This is a genomic window from Rhodoferax sp. SPJ4 (assembly GCF_058216275.1).
Genome location: NZ_JBYZMN010000001.1, coordinates 374551 through 389338, shown reverse-complemented (window position 1 = coordinate 389338; position 14788 = coordinate 374551). Strand labels below are relative to the sequence as shown.

14 protein-coding genes and 3 tRNA genes are annotated in these 14788 nt (G+C 66.3%); 10 read left to right on the top strand and 7 right to left on the bottom strand.

The window, feature by feature from the left end; translation table 11 throughout:
- Positions 1-13 precede the first annotated feature (13 nt).
- The 4 genes from greB to hrcA form a co-directional block, all read right to left on the bottom strand.
- Positions 14-571, bottom strand: coding sequence for a transcription elongation factor GreB (gene greB / locus AC4BAR_RS01885; RefSeq protein WP_490626118.1), 558 nt, complete (start codon positions 569-571; stop codon positions 14-16).
- Between the two features lie 120 nt (positions 572-691).
- Positions 692-768: transfer RNA gene (locus tag AC4BAR_RS01880), tRNA-Arg, on the bottom strand.
- Between the two features lie 80 nt (positions 769-848).
- Positions 849-925 (bottom strand) — tRNA-Ile (locus tag AC4BAR_RS01875).
- 22 nt (positions 926-947) lie between these two features.
- Positions 948-1970, bottom strand: a complete 1023-nt coding sequence (gene hrcA / locus AC4BAR_RS01870) for a heat-inducible transcriptional repressor HrcA (RefSeq protein ID WP_490626117.1) — start codon at positions 1968-1970, stop codon at positions 948-950.
- Positions 1971-2006: 36 nt separating this feature from the next.
- On the opposite strand from hrcA, the gene AC4BAR_RS01865 reads away from it, so the two are divergent.
- From AC4BAR_RS01865 to rapZ, 3 genes are read left to right on the top strand one after another with little or no spacing between them, the layout of a single operon-like run.
- On the top strand, positions 2007-2882 hold the full coding sequence (locus tag AC4BAR_RS01865; RefSeq protein ID WP_490626116.1) for an NAD kinase: 876 nt from the start codon (positions 2007-2009) through the stop codon (positions 2880-2882).
- Positions 2879-4522, top strand: a complete 1644-nt coding sequence (gene recN / locus AC4BAR_RS01860) for a DNA repair protein RecN (RefSeq protein ID WP_490626115.1) — start codon at positions 2879-2881, stop codon at positions 4520-4522. The genes AC4BAR_RS01865 and recN overlap by 4 nt, the downstream gene beginning before the upstream one ends.
- Positions 4519-5394 (top strand): RNase adapter RapZ, encoded by an 876-nt coding sequence (gene rapZ, locus AC4BAR_RS01855; protein ID WP_490626114.1) that lies wholly within the window; start codon positions 4519-4521, stop codon positions 5392-5394. The genes recN and rapZ overlap by 4 nt, the downstream gene beginning before the upstream one ends.
- 13 nt (positions 5395-5407) lie before the next feature.
- Here the strand turns inward: rapZ and mutY are convergent, their stop codons facing one another.
- From mutY to mutM, 3 genes are read right to left on the bottom strand one after another with little or no spacing between them, the layout of a single operon-like run.
- Positions 5408-6484: an A/G-specific adenine glycosylase gene (gene mutY, locus AC4BAR_RS01850; RefSeq protein ID WP_490626113.1), complete on the bottom strand. Its 1077-nt coding sequence runs from the start codon at positions 6482-6484 to the stop codon at positions 5408-5410.
- On the bottom strand, positions 6481-8433 hold the full coding sequence (locus tag AC4BAR_RS01845; protein WP_490626112.1) for a dynamin family protein: 1953 nt from the start codon (positions 8431-8433) through the stop codon (positions 6481-6483). Before AC4BAR_RS01845 ends, mutY begins: the two co-directional genes overlap by 4 nt.
- A gap of 37 nt (positions 8434-8470) precedes the next feature.
- The gene (gene mutM / locus AC4BAR_RS01840) at positions 8471-9283 is read right to left on the bottom strand and encodes a bifunctional DNA-formamidopyrimidine glycosylase/DNA-(apurinic or apyrimidinic site) lyase (protein ID WP_490626111.1); all 813 of its coding nucleotides are present in this window, start codon (positions 9281-9283) and stop codon (positions 8471-8473) included.
- A 61-nt stretch (positions 9284-9344) separates the two neighbouring features.
- Between mutM and AC4BAR_RS01835 the strand changes: the two genes are divergently transcribed.
- The 7 genes from AC4BAR_RS01835 (at position 9345) to AC4BAR_RS01805 (ending at position 14785) form a co-directional block, all read left to right on the top strand.
- Positions 9345-11078, top strand: a complete 1734-nt coding sequence (locus AC4BAR_RS01835; protein ID WP_490626110.1) for a tetratricopeptide repeat protein — start codon at positions 9345-9347, stop codon at positions 11076-11078.
- Positions 11075-11587, top strand: a complete 513-nt coding sequence (locus AC4BAR_RS01830) for a lipoprotein insertase outer membrane protein LolB (protein ID WP_490626109.1) — start codon at positions 11075-11077, stop codon at positions 11585-11587. The genes AC4BAR_RS01835 and AC4BAR_RS01830 overlap by 4 nt, the downstream gene beginning before the upstream one ends.
- 9 nt (positions 11588-11596) lie before the next feature.
- Positions 11597-12445 carry a 4-(cytidine 5'-diphospho)-2-C-methyl-D-erythritol kinase gene (gene ispE, locus AC4BAR_RS01825; RefSeq protein ID WP_490626108.1) on the top strand — a complete coding sequence of 283 codons (849 nt, stop codon included), beginning with the start codon at positions 11597-11599 and terminating at the stop codon, positions 12443-12445.
- 31 nt (positions 12446-12476) lie between these two features.
- Positions 12477-12553 (top strand) — tRNA-Gln (locus AC4BAR_RS01820).
- 36 nt (positions 12554-12589) lie between these two features.
- On the top strand, positions 12590-13564 hold the full coding sequence (locus AC4BAR_RS01815; protein ID WP_490626107.1) for a ribose-phosphate pyrophosphokinase: 975 nt from the start codon (positions 12590-12592) through the stop codon (positions 13562-13564).
- An 81-nt stretch (positions 13565-13645) separates the two neighbouring features.
- Entirely contained in the window at positions 13646-14278 is a 633-nt protein-coding gene (locus AC4BAR_RS01810; protein WP_490626106.1) for a 50S ribosomal protein L25/general stress protein Ctc, read from the top strand.
- Between the two features lie 258 nt (positions 14279-14536).
- Positions 14537-14785 (top strand): hypothetical protein, encoded by a 249-nt coding sequence (locus AC4BAR_RS01805; RefSeq protein WP_490626105.1) that lies wholly within the window; start codon positions 14537-14539, stop codon positions 14783-14785.
- Positions 14786-14788 lie beyond the last annotated feature (3 nt).

The following is a 14788-nucleotide window of genomic DNA, read 5'->3' as shown; positions in this document are numbered from 1 at the left end:
TCAACGCCGGCTCTCAGCCCGGCGGCGCCGGGTAGGAAACCGCCAACACCTCGATGGCCTGTGGTCCGGCCGGGGTGACCAGCGTCACCGTGTCGCCCTCGCGCGCCTTGAGCAGCGCCCGGGCCACCGGTGCAATCCAGCTCACCTGTCCCTGGGCGCTGTCGGCCTCGTCGATGCCCAGAATGGTGATGGTTTTTTCATCGCCCGCGTCATTGCAGTAGGTGACGGTGGCGCCGAAGAACACCTGGTCGCTGCCATGGTGCAGGCTGGGGTCGCTGACCTCGGCAATCTCCAGCCGCTTGGTCAGAAAGCGGATGCGGCGGTCGATCTCGCGCAAACGCTTTTTGCCGTAGATGTAGTCGCCGTTCTCCGAGCGGTCACCGTTGCGCGCCGCCCAGTGCACCGCTTCCACCACCTTGGGCCGCTCGTCATCGATCAGCGACAGCAGCTCGGCCCGCAGCCGCGCACAGCCCTGGGGGGTGATGTAGTTCTTGCCCCCGGCCGGCAGGGGCGGCAACGAGGCGCCATCGTCCTCGTCGTCATCGGATTCTTTGGTGAAGGCTTTGCTCATGAGGAACACCGGGTCATCGATGCCGGTTGTACCAGACCCTGGCCGGTGCAGGCGGTCGGCGCGTTGAAATCCACGCGGAAATGAAAAAAGGGGTCTGCAATTGCAGACCCCTTTTCCATTTGGTGCGGCTGGCAGGAATCGAACCCACGACCCCTTGGTTCGTAGCCAAGTACTCTATCCAGCTGAGCTACAGCCGCTAAGCTTCGTATTCTAGCACGGTGATTTGGGTCATCCGTCAGGCGTTCGAATTTTTATTACCCCAGCCAAAAAATACAGTTGGTAGGGCGTGTTGGACTTGAACCAACGGCCAAAGGATTATGAGTCCTCTGCTCTAACCAACTGAGCTAACGCCCCCCGCCTTTGATTGTAGGCGGCGCTAGTTGTTGTGACTGAGTGCGTTGCCCACCAGCTTGGAGGTGATGTCAACGATTTGGATCATCTTTTCATAGGGCATGCGGGTCGGGCCGATCACGCCCAGCGTGCCCACCACCTCGCCGTCCACCTCGTAGGATGCACTGACCACCGACAACTCCTCGATGGGCACATACTGGCTCTCGCCGCCGATGTAGATGCGCACACCCTCGGCGCGGCTGGACACGTCCAGCAAACGCATCAGCTGCGTCTTCTGCTCGAACAACTGGAAGGCGCGGCGCAGGTGGTCCATGTCGTGCGAGAAGTCGCTGACGGCCAGCAGGTTGCGTTCACCGGCAATCACCACTTCGTCCTGCGCGCCCATCATGGCCTCGGAACTCACGTCCACCGCGGCCTTCATCAGCGTGGCGATTTCGCCGCGCAGCTGCTCCACCTCCAGCTTCAGCCGCTCGCGCACCTGCTCCATCGCCATGCCGGCGTAGTGGGCGTTGAGGTAGTTGGCAGCCTCCACCAGCTGGCTTTGCGAATGGTCGACCTCGGTGAAAATCACCCGGTTCTGCACATCGCCCTGGGGCGACACCATGATGACCAGCAGCCGCCGCTCCGACAGGCGCAGGAATTCGATGTGGTGGAACACCGAGGTGCGCTTGGGCACCATCACCACACCGACGAACTGCGACAGGTTGGACAACAGGTTGGCTGCGCTGGCAATCACCCGCTGTGGCTGGTCGGGCGCCAGCATCGGCGGATTCAGCCCGCCAGAGCCCAGCAGCGCGTGCTTCTGGGCCGTCAGCATGGTGTCGACGAACAGGCGGTAACCGCGGGCCGTGGGAATCCGGCCGGCCGAGGTGTGGGGGCTGACAATCAGCCCCAGGTCTTCCAGGTCGGCCATCACATTGCGGATGGTGGCCGGCGACAGGTCCAGGCCCGAGGCCTTGGACAAGGTGCGTGACCCCACGGGTTGACCGTCGGCGATGTAGCGCTCCACCAGCGCCTTCATCAGCATCTTTGCGCGTTCATCAAGCATCACCGGATTTTAGGGAGGTTGTGATGTAATTTGTGAATGATCAAGTTCCAGCAGGTGGCCATCATTGGCAAGTACAACGCCCTGGGGTCGCGCAATGCCCTGGAAGATGTGGCCCATTTCCTGGATGCACAAGGCTGTGAGGTGGTGTTTGAGCGCGACACCGCCTCCAACGTGGGCATGACCCAGTACCCGGTGATGGACGTGCAGACCATCGGCGCGACCTGCGATCTGGGCCTGGTGGTGGGTGGCGACGGCACCATGCTGGGCGTGGGCCGCCAGCTGGCCACCTCGGGCGTGCCGCTGATCGGCATCAACCAGGGCCGGCTGGGTTTCATCACCGACATCCCCTTCAACGGCTACCAGGCCATGCTGGGCCCCATGCTGCGCGGCCATTACGAGGAAGACCGGCGCTGCCTGATGCACGCCAAGGTGGTGCGGGACGGCCGCTGCGTCTATGACGCCACCGCGATGAACGACGTCGTGGTCAACCGCGGCGCCTCCTCCGGCATGGTGGAGCTGCGGGTCGAGGTCGATGGCCGCTTTCTGGCCAACCAGCGGGCCGACGGGCTGATCATCGCCACCCCCACCGGGTCCACGGCCTACGCGCTGTCGGCCGGCGGGCCGCTGATGCACCCGTCGATTGCCGGCTGGCTGCTGGTGCCGATCGCCCCCCACACCCTGTCCAACCGGCCCATCGTGCTGGCCGACTCCGGCGAGATCGCCATCGAGATCGTCGCGGGCCGCGACGCCAGCGCCAATTTCGACATGCACTCGCTGGCCTCGCTGATGATTGGCGACCGCATCACCGTGCGCCGCTCCAAACACCAGGTCATCTTCCTCCACCCCACCGGCTGGAGTTATTTCGACACCCTGCGCCAGAAGCTCCACTGGAACGAGGGGGTGGCGGCATGAGCCTGCGCCACATCAGCCTGCGCGACTTCGTCATCGTCCACCGGCTGGAGCTGGACCTGGCCGACGGCTTTTGTGTGCTGACCGGCGAAACCGGCGCCGGCAAGTCCATCCTGGTCGACGCCTTGCAGCTGGCCCTGGGGGCGCGGGCCGACGCGCTGGTGGTGCGCGAAGGCGCGGCCCGGGCCGACATCGGCGCCGAGTTCGACCAGGTCGAGCACCTGGCTGGCTGGCTGGACGACAACGGCTTCGAGGCCAACCCCACGCTGCTGCTGCGCCGAACCATCGACGCCCAGGGCAAGAGCCGCGCCTGGGTCAACGGCAGCGTGGCCACCGCCACCCAGCTGCGGGCGCTGGGCGACCAGCTGGTCGACATCCACGGCCAGCATGCCTGGCAAAGCCTGACCCGGCCCGACGCGGTGCGTGGCCTGCTGGACGCCTACGCCGGCGTGGACAGCGCCAGCCTGGCCAGCGTCTGGCAGGCCTGGCGCGACGCCCACCAGCGGCTCACCCAGGCCCAGGCCGCGCAGGCCAGCCTGCACGACGAGCGGGAGCGGCTGTCCTGGCAGCTCGGCGAACTGGCCAAGCTGGCACCGGCCGAGCATGAATGGGACGAACTCAACGCCAGCCACACCCGGCTGGCCAACGCCCAGGCCCTGATAGAAACCGCCGAAGCCGCCGCCGCCCGGCTGGACGACGACGACAGCGGCGCCAGCACCCAGCTGGCCCAGGCCCTGCAGCGCCTGCAGGCCCAGGCCCACATCGAGCCCGAGTTCCAGGCCATCGCCGAGGTGCTGGCGTCCAGCCTGGCCCAGGCCGAGGACGCCTCGCATTCGCTGCACGCCTGGCTGCGCCGGGTGGACACCGACCCTGAACGTCTGGCAGCGCTGGACCAGCGCCTGACGTTGTGGGTGTCGCTGGCCCGCCGCTTCAAACGCAGCCCGGACGAACTGCCCGCCACGCTGACGCAATGGCAGCAAGACCTGGCGCAGCTCGACGCTGCCACCGACCTGGACAGCCTGGCCGCGGCCGAGGCCAACACCCGCACGGCCTACATGGCGGCGGCCCGCGCGCTGTCCAAGAAGCGCAACACCGCCGCCAGCAAGCTGGCCCAGGCCGTGACCCAGGCCATGCAGGGCCTGGGCATGGCGGGTGGGCAATTCCAGGTGGCGGTGAGCAGCGGCGACGAGCCCGCCGCCCACGGCCTGGACGAGGTGGCCTTTCTGGTGGCCGGCCATGCCGGCACCACGCCGCGGCCGGTGGGCAAGGTGGCCTCGGGCGGCGAGCTGTCGCGCATCGCGCTGGCGATCGCGGTCACCACCAGCCGGCTGGGCACGGCCCAGACCCTGATTTTTGACGAGGTGGACTCCGGCGTCGGTGGCGCGGTGGCGGAAACCGTGGGCCGGCTGATGAAGCAACTGGGGGTGGACCGCCAGGTCATGGCCGTCACCCATTTGCCCCAGGTGGCCGCCTGCGCCGACCACCACCTGGTGGTGTCCAAACACAGCGAGGGCGGCGCGCCGGCCAGTGCGGTGGCGGCCGTGGCCGGTGAGCAGCGGGTGGCCGAAATCGCCCGCATGCTGGGTGGCGAAAAGCTGTCCGGCACCACCATGGCCCATGCCCGCGAGCTGCTGGGGTCATGAGCAGCCCTCTGCGTTTTGTGCTGATCACCGGCATGTCGGGCTCCGGCAAGTCGGTGGCACTGAACGTGCTGGAAGACGCCGGCTACTACTGCGTGGACAACCTGCCGCCAGAGCTGCTGGGCGCCTTCATCGCGCTGGAGCGCCAGCACAACGCCACCAAGATCGCGATTGCCATCGACGTGCGCAGCGCCCACTCGCTGCCGCTGCTGCCGGCCCAGTTGCGGCAACTCGACACCGAGGGCCTGCAACTGACCCGCTTGTTCCTGGACGCCGACACCCACACCCTGGTGCACCGCTACTCCGAAACCCGGCGTCGCCATCCCTTGTCACGGGCCGACGCCGCCGACCAGCACCGCGCGCTGGTGGAGGCCATCGAGCACGAACGCGAGCTGTTGTCCGACCTGCGCGAACAAGCCCATGTGATCGACACCAGCATCATCCGCGCGCCGCAGCTGCAGGCCTATGTGAAGGCGCTGATCGAGTCACCGCGCGACCAGCTGACGCTGGTGTTCGAATCGTTCGCCTTCAAGCGCGGCATTCCGCTCGACGCCGACTTTGTGTTCGACGTGCGCATGCTGCCCAACCCGCATTACGACCCTGCCCTGCGGCCGCTGACCGGGCGCGACCCGGCCGTGGCCCATTTCCTCGCCAGCCAACCGCTGGTAGACCAGATGCGGGCCCACATCGAGCAGTTCATCGGCACCTGGATCGAAGCCATGGCCAACGACCACCGCAGCTATGTCACCGTGGCCATCGGCTGCACCGGCGGGCAGCACCGCTCGGTCTACCTGGTGGAACAACTGGCCAAGCATTTCGCGGCGCAGTGGGTCACGCTGAAGCGGCACCGGGAAATCGACGCGCTGGCCAGCTGAGGCTGGCCCCCGCTCAGGCGCTGGCCTCCAGCAGCAGCGTTTTCACCGGGGCGGGCAAACCCAGGGCTGGCCAGTGCGCCGGCGCCACCCACTGCCCCTCGGGCGGCAAGGCGGCACCCGGATCGGCCCGCCAGCGCACCGGGTGCAGGTGCAAGTCCTTGTGGGTCAACACATGCTTGAAGGGCGTGGCCAGCTGCAGCCGGGGCGCGGCGCTGTCGGGCAACACACCGGCCAACGCCTCTTGTGAATCAAACACCGGAAAACAGAACAGCCCGGCCCAGACCCCGCGGGCCGGCCGCTTCACCAGCCAAACCGCGCCATCGGCCCGGGTGGCCCACAGCAGCCACAGCGACTCAGCGCTGCGCTTGAGCTTGCGGGTCTTCACCGGGTAACGCTCGGCCTCGCCGGCCTGGCTGGCGGCACACAAGGCCAACACCGGGCAGGCGTCGCAGCGAGGCCTGCGCGCGGTGCACAGCGTGGCCCCCAGGTCCATCAGGCCCTGGGTGTAGGCGGGCATGGCCTGGGCAGTTTCGGGCAGCAGGCTGGTGGCCAGGTCCCACAGTCGGCGCTCGCTGCTGGCCAGCGACAGGTCGTCGCCATAGGCCAGCACCCGTGTCAGCACCCGCTTGACGTTGCCGTCCAGGATCGCCACCCGCTCGTCGTGGCAAAAGGCCGCGATGGCCGCCGCGGTGGAGCGGCCAATGCCTGGCAGGGTTTGCAGCACCGCAGCCTGCAGCGGAAAGCGGCCCCCATGGTCGCTCATCACCGCCTGCGCACAGCGGTGGAGGTGGCGGGCCCGGCTGTAGTAACCCAGCCCGCTCCACAGGCCCAGCACCTCGTCCAGCGAGGCCTGGGCCAGCGCACCCACGTCGGGAAAGCGCGCCAGAAAGCGGTCGTAATAGGCCAGCACCGTCGTCACCTGGGTTTGCTGCAGCATGATTTCCGACAGCCACACCCGGTAGGGGTCGCGGGTCTGTTGCCAGGGCAAGGCGTGGCGACCATGGCTGGCCTGCCAGGCCACCAGGGTGGTGGCGAACTGCCGCCGCAGGCGCGGCGGCACCACCGCTGCGGCCGACACCGGGGCGCTCACGCGGCGCGGCGCTCGGGTTCGGCGTTGGCCGTGGGCAACGCCAGCATGGGCGAGGTCAGCTGGATCAGCTTCACGTCCAATTCGCGCAGCACCAGCTCCTGGGACTCGATCTGCGCGATGCGCTCGTCCAGCCCAGAGGCCGCCTGCTGGATGCGGCCGATGCCGTCCACACGGCGGGCAAAGGCCTGGCGCCGGTCGCGCACCTGGCCGTCAATCTGGGCGTTGACCGACTTGTTCCACAAATGGATGGCGTTCAGCAGCGACTGGAACACCGACCGCAGGCGGGCCATCAAGGCCTGGGACAAGCGGGCCGAGAATTCCGCTTGCGCCAGCCGCAAGGTGTTGGTCACCCCCAGGTACTGCAGGTGGTTGCGCTCGATCAGGTCCAGGTCGCGGGTCAGCGCCGACAAATCGGGCGGCGGCGGCGGCTGCAGCGAGAAGCCGTACTCGGCGTTCAATTGCCGGAACGAGGCCACCAGCATGCCCTGGATCTCATCGGCCACTTTCTGGGCCTCGGTCACCAGGCCACGCAGAGCCGTGAAGCTGCCTGCGTACACGCCCTTGATGCCGCGCTTCAGGCCGGACTGCGCCAGCGCCTGGTGCAGCGGTTCCACGCCAGCGCGCAGGCTGGAGGTGCCCAGGGTCTTGAACACCGTGCGCATCAGCTTGACATGCACCGCCCGCACCGCCTGGATCTTGGCCAGGCTGGCGTCGAACTCGCTTTGCTCATGCTCGATGCGCAGCCGCATGTGGCGTATGCCCGAGGCGTTCTTGCCGCGCAGCCCATGCAGTTCCAGCCGCTGCTCGGCCAGGTCACGTCGGCGCAACTGCAGGGTGTGGCCGGCGTCGGCACACAGCTCGGACACCGTCACCGCCACCGCAGCGCGCAGGATGTTGTGCCGGTCGCCCATGACGCGCTGGGCCAGCATGGCCTCGAAAGCCTCCAGCCGGCTGGCCTGCAGCAAGCGCACGTCACCGGTGACCTTGGCCACCAGGCCCTTCTGGGCCGACAAGGCGCTGACCTGCTGCTCGGGCAGACCCAGTATCTCGGCCGAACTGCAGCGTTGTTTTTCAATCTGGGCCTCGACCCGGTCGGGCGTGCTCAGTGCGTCCCACAAGGTGTCGATCTTGTTCAGCACCACCAGCCGGGCGTCACGCCCGCTGTCGTCGGTCATCAGGTGCTCGCGCCAGATGGCCAGGTCGGAGCGGGTCACGCCGGTGTCGGCGCCCAGAATAAAGACCACCGCATGGGCCTGAGGAATCAGGTTGATGGTCAGGTCGGGCTCGGCGCCGATGGCGTTCAGTCCCGGCGTGTCCAGAATCACCAGCCCCTGCCGCAGCAAGGGGTGGGGCATGTTGATCATCGCGTGGCGCCACACCGGCACCTCGACCATGCCCTGGGCATCGGGCAGCGGGTTTTCGTCGGGCACCTCGTCGTGCCAGAAACCCAAGGCCCTGGCCTCGTCCTGGGTCACGCGCCGCACATCGGAAATGCGCTCCAGCGTGGTCGCCAGCTGCTCGCCGTCATTGACATCCAGGTTCAACCGGGTCCATTTGTCCGGCATGTCGCGCCAGGACGACAAGGAGGACGACTCCAATCGTGTCTCTATGGGCAGCAAGCGCAGGCAAGCCGGGATGTGGGCGTCAAACCCCAGCTCGGCCGGGCACATGGTGGTGCGGCCGGCGCTGGCCGGCATGATGCGCCGGCCATAGCCGGCGAAAAAGATGGCGTTGATCAGCTCGGATTTGCCGCGCGAGAACTCGGCCACAAAGGCCACCGTGACCTTGTCTGAACTGAGCTGGGCGTCGAGCAGGTTCAGGCGCTCTTCAAACGCCGGATTGAGGAGCTCGTTTTCCTTGAGCCATTCACCCAGCAGCTTCAGCCGCAGGGCATGCTCTCGGCGCCAGGTGCTGTGGCGATCAAACTGCGCGTTGAATGACGTGGACACCAAATGAATATAGCACCGGCCCTCTCACGGCCCAATGTCAGTGCTGGCAGTGGCTGCAAAAATAGGTGGCGCGCTGGCCTTGCACCAGGCGCTGGATGGGGTGGGCGCAGCGCCGACAGGGCTCACCGGCCCGGTCATAGACCATGGCCTGCAGTTGAAAGTAGCCATTTTTGCCCTCGGCGCTTTTGAAGTCGCGCAGGGTGCTGCCGCCTTGCGCCACCGCGCGGGCCAACACCTCCTGCACCGCGGCGTGCAACCGGGCCACCCGCAAAGGCCCGAGCCGGTGGGCTTTGACGGTGGGCCGGATGCCGGCCAGAAACAAGGCCTCGGACGCATAGATGTTGCCAACCCCCACCACCACATCACCGGCCAGCAGCACCTGCTTGATCGGCCCACGCCGGGACTTCAGGGCCAGATGAAACGCCGCCACATGAAAGGCCTCGGTCAGTGGCTCCACGCCCAGCTTGCCCAGCAGCTTGGTGGCCACCGCATCGGCCTCGCTGTCGGCATAAACCACCGCGCCAAAGCGCCGGGGGTCGTTCAGCCGCAGGGCTCCCAGGTCAGTGACCAGCTCAAAGTGGTCGTGTTTGCCCGGTGGCGGCAGGCTGTCGGCAAACGACAGGCTGCCCGACATGCCCAGGTGCACCAGCAGCAGCCCCCGGTCCAGGTCCAGCAGCAGGTATTTGCCACGGCGGCGCACACCCAGCACCTTCCGCCCCACCAACGCATCGGGTGGACAACCCAGCGGCCAGCGCAGCGGCGCCCCCAGGCGGGCGGCCAGAATGCGGCCACCGGCAATGCGCGCGCCGAAACTCAGACGGGTGACTTCGACTTCGGGCAATTCGGGCATGGTGTGGGGGACGAAGCAGACCCGCCCCGCGGAAAAAAGGTCGTTGAATTATCATGTGTCGATGAAGAGACTCCTTTGGCTCGGCGGCGGGCTCCTGGCCCTGGCTGCCCCTGTATTGCATGCCCAGGCACCGGCCAATCCACCCGCGAAAACCGCCCTCCCTGCCGACTCCGGCATGGACGGCACGCTGTTCTACCAATTGCTGCTGGGCGAGCTGAACACCCAGGCAGGCGAGCCCGGGGCCGGTTTCTCGCTGGTGCTGGACGCGGCCCGACGGACCGGGCGTGAGCAGTTGTTTCAGCGCGCGGTGGAAATCGCCTTGCAGTCCCGCTCTGGTGACGCCGCCCTGCAGGCCGCCCGGGCTTGGAAGCAGGCCATTCCGGCCTCGCGCGAGGCCAACCGCTTTGTGTTGCAAATCCTGGTCGCATTGAACCGCGTGGCCGACAGCGCAGAGCCCTTGCGCCAGGAACTGAACACCGCCCCCGCCGACGCCCTGGCCGCCACCATCGCGGTGATTCCACGCACCTATGCGCGGGTGTCGGACAAGAAACTCGCTGCCACCGTGGTGGAGCAGACCCTCCAGGACGCGCTGGCCAACCCGGCCACCAGCGCACTGGCCTGGACTACCGTGGGCCGGATGCGGGCCGCTGCAAGCGACGAGGCCGGCGCCATCCAGGCCGTCCAGCGCGCCCAGGCCGCCGACCCGGTGAACGAGGGCGCGGCGCTGTTGGCCCTGGAGCTGATGGACGCCAAGCGCCCGGGCGCCGAAACCCTGGTGAAAGCCTACCTGGCCCGCAAAACCGACACCGACATGCGGGTCGGTTATGCCCGCGCGCTGCTCGACGGCCAGCGCTACGCCGAAGCCAGCCAGCAACTGCAATTGGCCATCAAGGAGCAGCCCACCAAGCCCGACGCCTGGTTGATCCTGGGCATTCTGCAGGTGCAGGACAACCAGACCGACCTGGCCGAAAAATCATTGCAGCGCTATCTGGTGCTGGCCGAGACGCTGCCGGCGGCCGAGCGCAGCCGCGGCAAGGCCCAGGCCTACCTGGGCTTGGCGCAGATCTCCGAGAAGCGAAAGAACTTCGTGGCCGCCGAGGCCTGGCTGAAGAAAATCGACAACCCGCAGGACATCGTGGGCGCGCAGTTCCGCCGCGCCTCCATCCTGGCCCGGCAGGGCAAGCTGGCCGAAGGTCAGCAACTGATCCGCGCCCTGCCCGAGCGCAATCCGGCCGAAGCCCGTCAGAAGCTGATGTCCGAAGTGCAGTTGCTGCGCGACAACAACCAGCACCAAGCCGCGTTTGACCTGCTGGGCAAGGCGGTGGCCGCCAGCCCCGGCGATGCCGATCTGCTGTACGACCAGGCCCTGACCGCCGAGAAGATCGGCGCGCTGGACACCATGGAGCGGCTGCTGCGCCAGGTGATCGCGCTCAAACCCGAATCGCACCACGCCTACAACGCCCTGGGCTACTCGCTGGCCGAGCGCAACACCCGCTTGCCCGAAGCCAAACAACTGATTCAAAAGGCACTGGATTTCGCCCCTGGCGACCCCTTCATCAGCGACAGCCTGGGCTGGGTCGAGTTCCGGCTCGGTAACAAGGAAGAGGCCTTGCGGGTGCTGGAGCAGGCCTACAAGACCAAGCCCGACGCCGAAATTGCCGCCCACCTGGGCGAGGTGCTGTGGAGCCTGGGCCAGAAAGAGCGCGCCGTGCGCATCTGGAAAGAAGGCCTGCTGCTCAACGCCGACAACGACACGCTGCGGGAGGCATTGCGGCGCTTGCAGGTCAAGCTGTGACGCTGTTTCTGCAGCGGCTGGCCGGCCGCCTGGCCTTGGTGCTGCTGGTGTCGGCCTGCGCCACCCCCGCCGTCCTCCCGCCGTCACCCCGCCCCACGGTCGATCTCGGCCCCTGGAGCGGACGCATGGCCCTGAAAGTGGACAGCGATCCACCGCAGGCTTTTTTTGCCAGCTTCGACCTCAGCGGCAACGCCAGCAGCGGCAGCCTGCAACTCAGCGGGCCACTGGGCGCTTCCGTGGCCTTGCTGCAATGGACACCGGCAACCGCCACGCTGCGGTCCTCCCGGGGCACCGAACAGGCGGCCAACGTGGATGCGCTGATCGCCCGGGCCACCGGCGTGCCGGTGCCGGCCCAGGCGCTGTTCGACTGGCTGGCCGGCAAGGACACCCCAGTGGCGGGCTGGACGGTGGACCTGAGCCAGCGCGCGACGGGCAAACTGGTGGCCCGGCAAACCCAGGGCCCAGCGCCGGCCGAGCTGCGCATCGTGCTGCAAGACCCGCGTGAGTGAAGCGGCGCGATGAAGGCCTTGTACGACCTGCCGGCGCCGGCCAAGCTCAACCTCTTTTTGCACATCACCGGCCGGCGCAGCGACGGCTACCACCTGCTGCAGTCGGCCTTCATGCTGATCGACTGGTGCGACAGCCTGAACTTTGAGCGGCGGGCCGATGGCCTGGTCAGCCGTGAAGACCTGACCACCCCGCTGCCGGCCGACGACCTGGTGCTGCGGGCCGCCCGCGCCCTGCAACAGGCCACTGGCTGCAACCAGGGTGCCCACATCGGTGTGGCCAAGCAGGTGCCGGCCCAGGCCGGCATGGGCGGCGGCTCCTCGGACGCCGCCACCTGTTTGCTAGCGCTGAACCGGCTGTGGGGGTTGGGTCTGTCGGTGCAGCAACTGGCCCGCATCGGCCTGAGCCTGGGCGCCGACGTGCCTTTTTTCCTGGGCGGGCACAATGCGTGGGTGGAAGGCGTGGGGGAATCCATCACCCCATTGACGCTGCCCATGGGCCGGTTTTTGGTGGTCAAACCGCAGGCGGGGCTGGACACTGGTGCAATTTTTTCCAGCCCCAGCCTCAAACGCGATTCTGGAACTGCTACAATCTTAGGCTTTGTTGCACACCCGTTCGGCTTCGGCCGCAATGACCTGCAACCCGTCGCTGAAGGGCTTTGCCCCGAGGTGACGCAAGCCCTTCAGTGGCTTGCCGGATTGGGTCTTCAGGGACGCATGACGGGGTCGGGCAGCGCGGTGTTCGCACACACAGACCACGACGTGGACGGCCTGCAAACGGCCCCCCCGGCCTGGCAGGTGCGGAAGTGCAACAACCTGACAGCACATCCTTTGGCGGGGTGGGCGGTCAGCGAAAGTTAAAGGGTGAGTGGCGTTGGCCACTTTCCTGTGTAGGGGAGTCGCCAAGTTGGTAAAGGCACTGGATTTTGATTCCAGCATGCGAGGGTTCGAGTCCTTCCTCCCCTGCCAAAAATTTTGGCAAACCATTTCACCGCTGGGACGTTCATGCAGGTTCACAACCCGGATTTCATGGTTTTCACCGGGAACGCCAACCCTGGCATGGCAGCGGAGATTGCCCAGAACCTGGGCATCACCCTGGGAGCGGCCCATGTGGGTCGCTTCTCGGATGGCGAGGTCACGGTCGAGATCAACCAAAACGTCCGGGCGCGTGACGTGTTTGTGGTGCAGTCGACCTGCGCCCCGACCAACGACAACTTGATGGAATTGCTGATCATGGTCGACGCGCTGAAGCGCGCCTCGGCCGAACGCATCAGCGCGGTGATTCCGTACTTTGGTTATGCCCGGCAAGACCGGCGGCCGCGTTCGGCGCGTGTGCCCATCACCGCCAAGGTGGTGGCCAACATGCTGCAGGCCGTGGGCGTGGACCGGGTGTTGACCATGGATTTGCATGCCGACCAGATCCAGGGCTTTTTCGACATCCCGGTGGACAACATTTACGCGTCGCCGGTGCTGCTGGGCGATTTGCGGATGAAGCAGTACGACGACCTGATCGTTGTCTCGCCCGACGTCGGTGGTGTGGTGCGTGCCCGTGCCCTGGCCAAGCAGCTGAATTGCGACATGGCCATCATCGACAAGCGCCGCCCGAAGGCGAATGTCAGCGAAGTGATGCACGTCATCGGTGAAATCGACGGTCGCAACTGCGTGATCATGGACGACATGATCGATACCGCCGGCACGCTGGTGAAGGCCGCCGAGGTGCTGAAAGCACGTGGCGCGAAGAAAGTTTATGCCTATTGCACGCACCCGATTTTTTCGGGTCCGGCCATTGAGCGCATCGCCAAGGGCAGTTCGCTGGACGAGGTGGTGGTGACCAACACCATCCCCCTGAGCGATGCCGCCCTGGGCTGTGGAAAGATTCGCCAACTCTCCGTGGCACCGCTGATCGCTGAGACGATTCAGCGCATCGCCAAGGGGGAGTCGGTCATGAGTTTGTTCTCCGACCAGGACAACCTGTTCTGACGGGAACATCAAGCAGGCCCTGACCGGGGCCTTTATCAACCGGCGTCACACTGGTCGCGGTGGACGTCCTCTGGAGTCATTATGAAATTCGTCGCTTTTGAGCGCAGCAAGCAGGGCACGGGTGCGAGCCGCCGTCTCCGCATCACGGGCCGCACGCCCGGCATCGTTTACGGTGGCGCAGCCGCCCCGCAAATGATCGAACTCGATCACAACGCCCTGTGGCACGCCGTCAAAAAAGAAGCGTTCCACGGCAGCGTGCTGGAAATGGAACTGGCCGGCCAGGTCACCAAGGTGCTGTTGCGCAACCTGACCATGCACCCGTTCAAGCAGCAAGTCCAGCACGTGGACTTCCAGCGCGTGGACGCCAACACCGTGCTGCACGCCAAGGTCGCCCTGCACTACAGCGGTGAAGAGAACTCGCCCGCCGTGAAGACCGACGCCTGTTTGATCAACCACGTGTTGAACGAACTGGACGTGGCCTGCCTGCCGCGCGACCTGCCCGAATTCATCGCCGTGGACCTGAGCAGCCTGAAGAAGGGTGTGTCTTTCCACCTGAACGACATCAAGCTGCCCAAGGGCGTCAAAGCCGTCACCCGCAGCAACGCCAACCCGGTGCTGGTGTCCGTGACCGCCCCCGCGGTGGAAGTGGCCGATCCGGCCGCTGCCGCCGCTCCTGCGGCCGACGCCAAGGGCAAGGGCAAAGGCAAGAAGTAACACCTCACGGTGTGCTTTCAACGGCCCACTTCGGTGGGCCGTTTTCATTGGTCCCCAGCGTTCTTGGTGCGCTCCTTCAGCGCCGACTGGCCATGTGTCTTACGACGGCCGGTGGATTGCCACTGCTTATTCGCCAGCGCATAATCATTTTTCGTGTTCTTGGTGACTCGGGGACGCGACGGCATCCAGGGCCCCACGCAACCATCACGTCCGTGGGAATGACATTGGTTTGAATGTTCCTCCATGACGGAGTGCACGATGCTCCAAGACAACCCGGCCTTCCAGGCCATCCGTGAGGCCTTCCCCCACATCGGCGACCACATGGCCGAACTCTGGGGCAAGGGCGGCTTTCTGCCCTACATGGACACGCTGCTGCAGGACGACCGTGGTGGCCAACGCAAAGGCTTTCCGGCCGACGTGCTGTTTGCCTTGAGCGACCTGGCCGACGCACACAAAAAAGAATTCCCTGAGCTCAGGCCCAAAGGCGATATCTGGGACGACTCCTGAGCA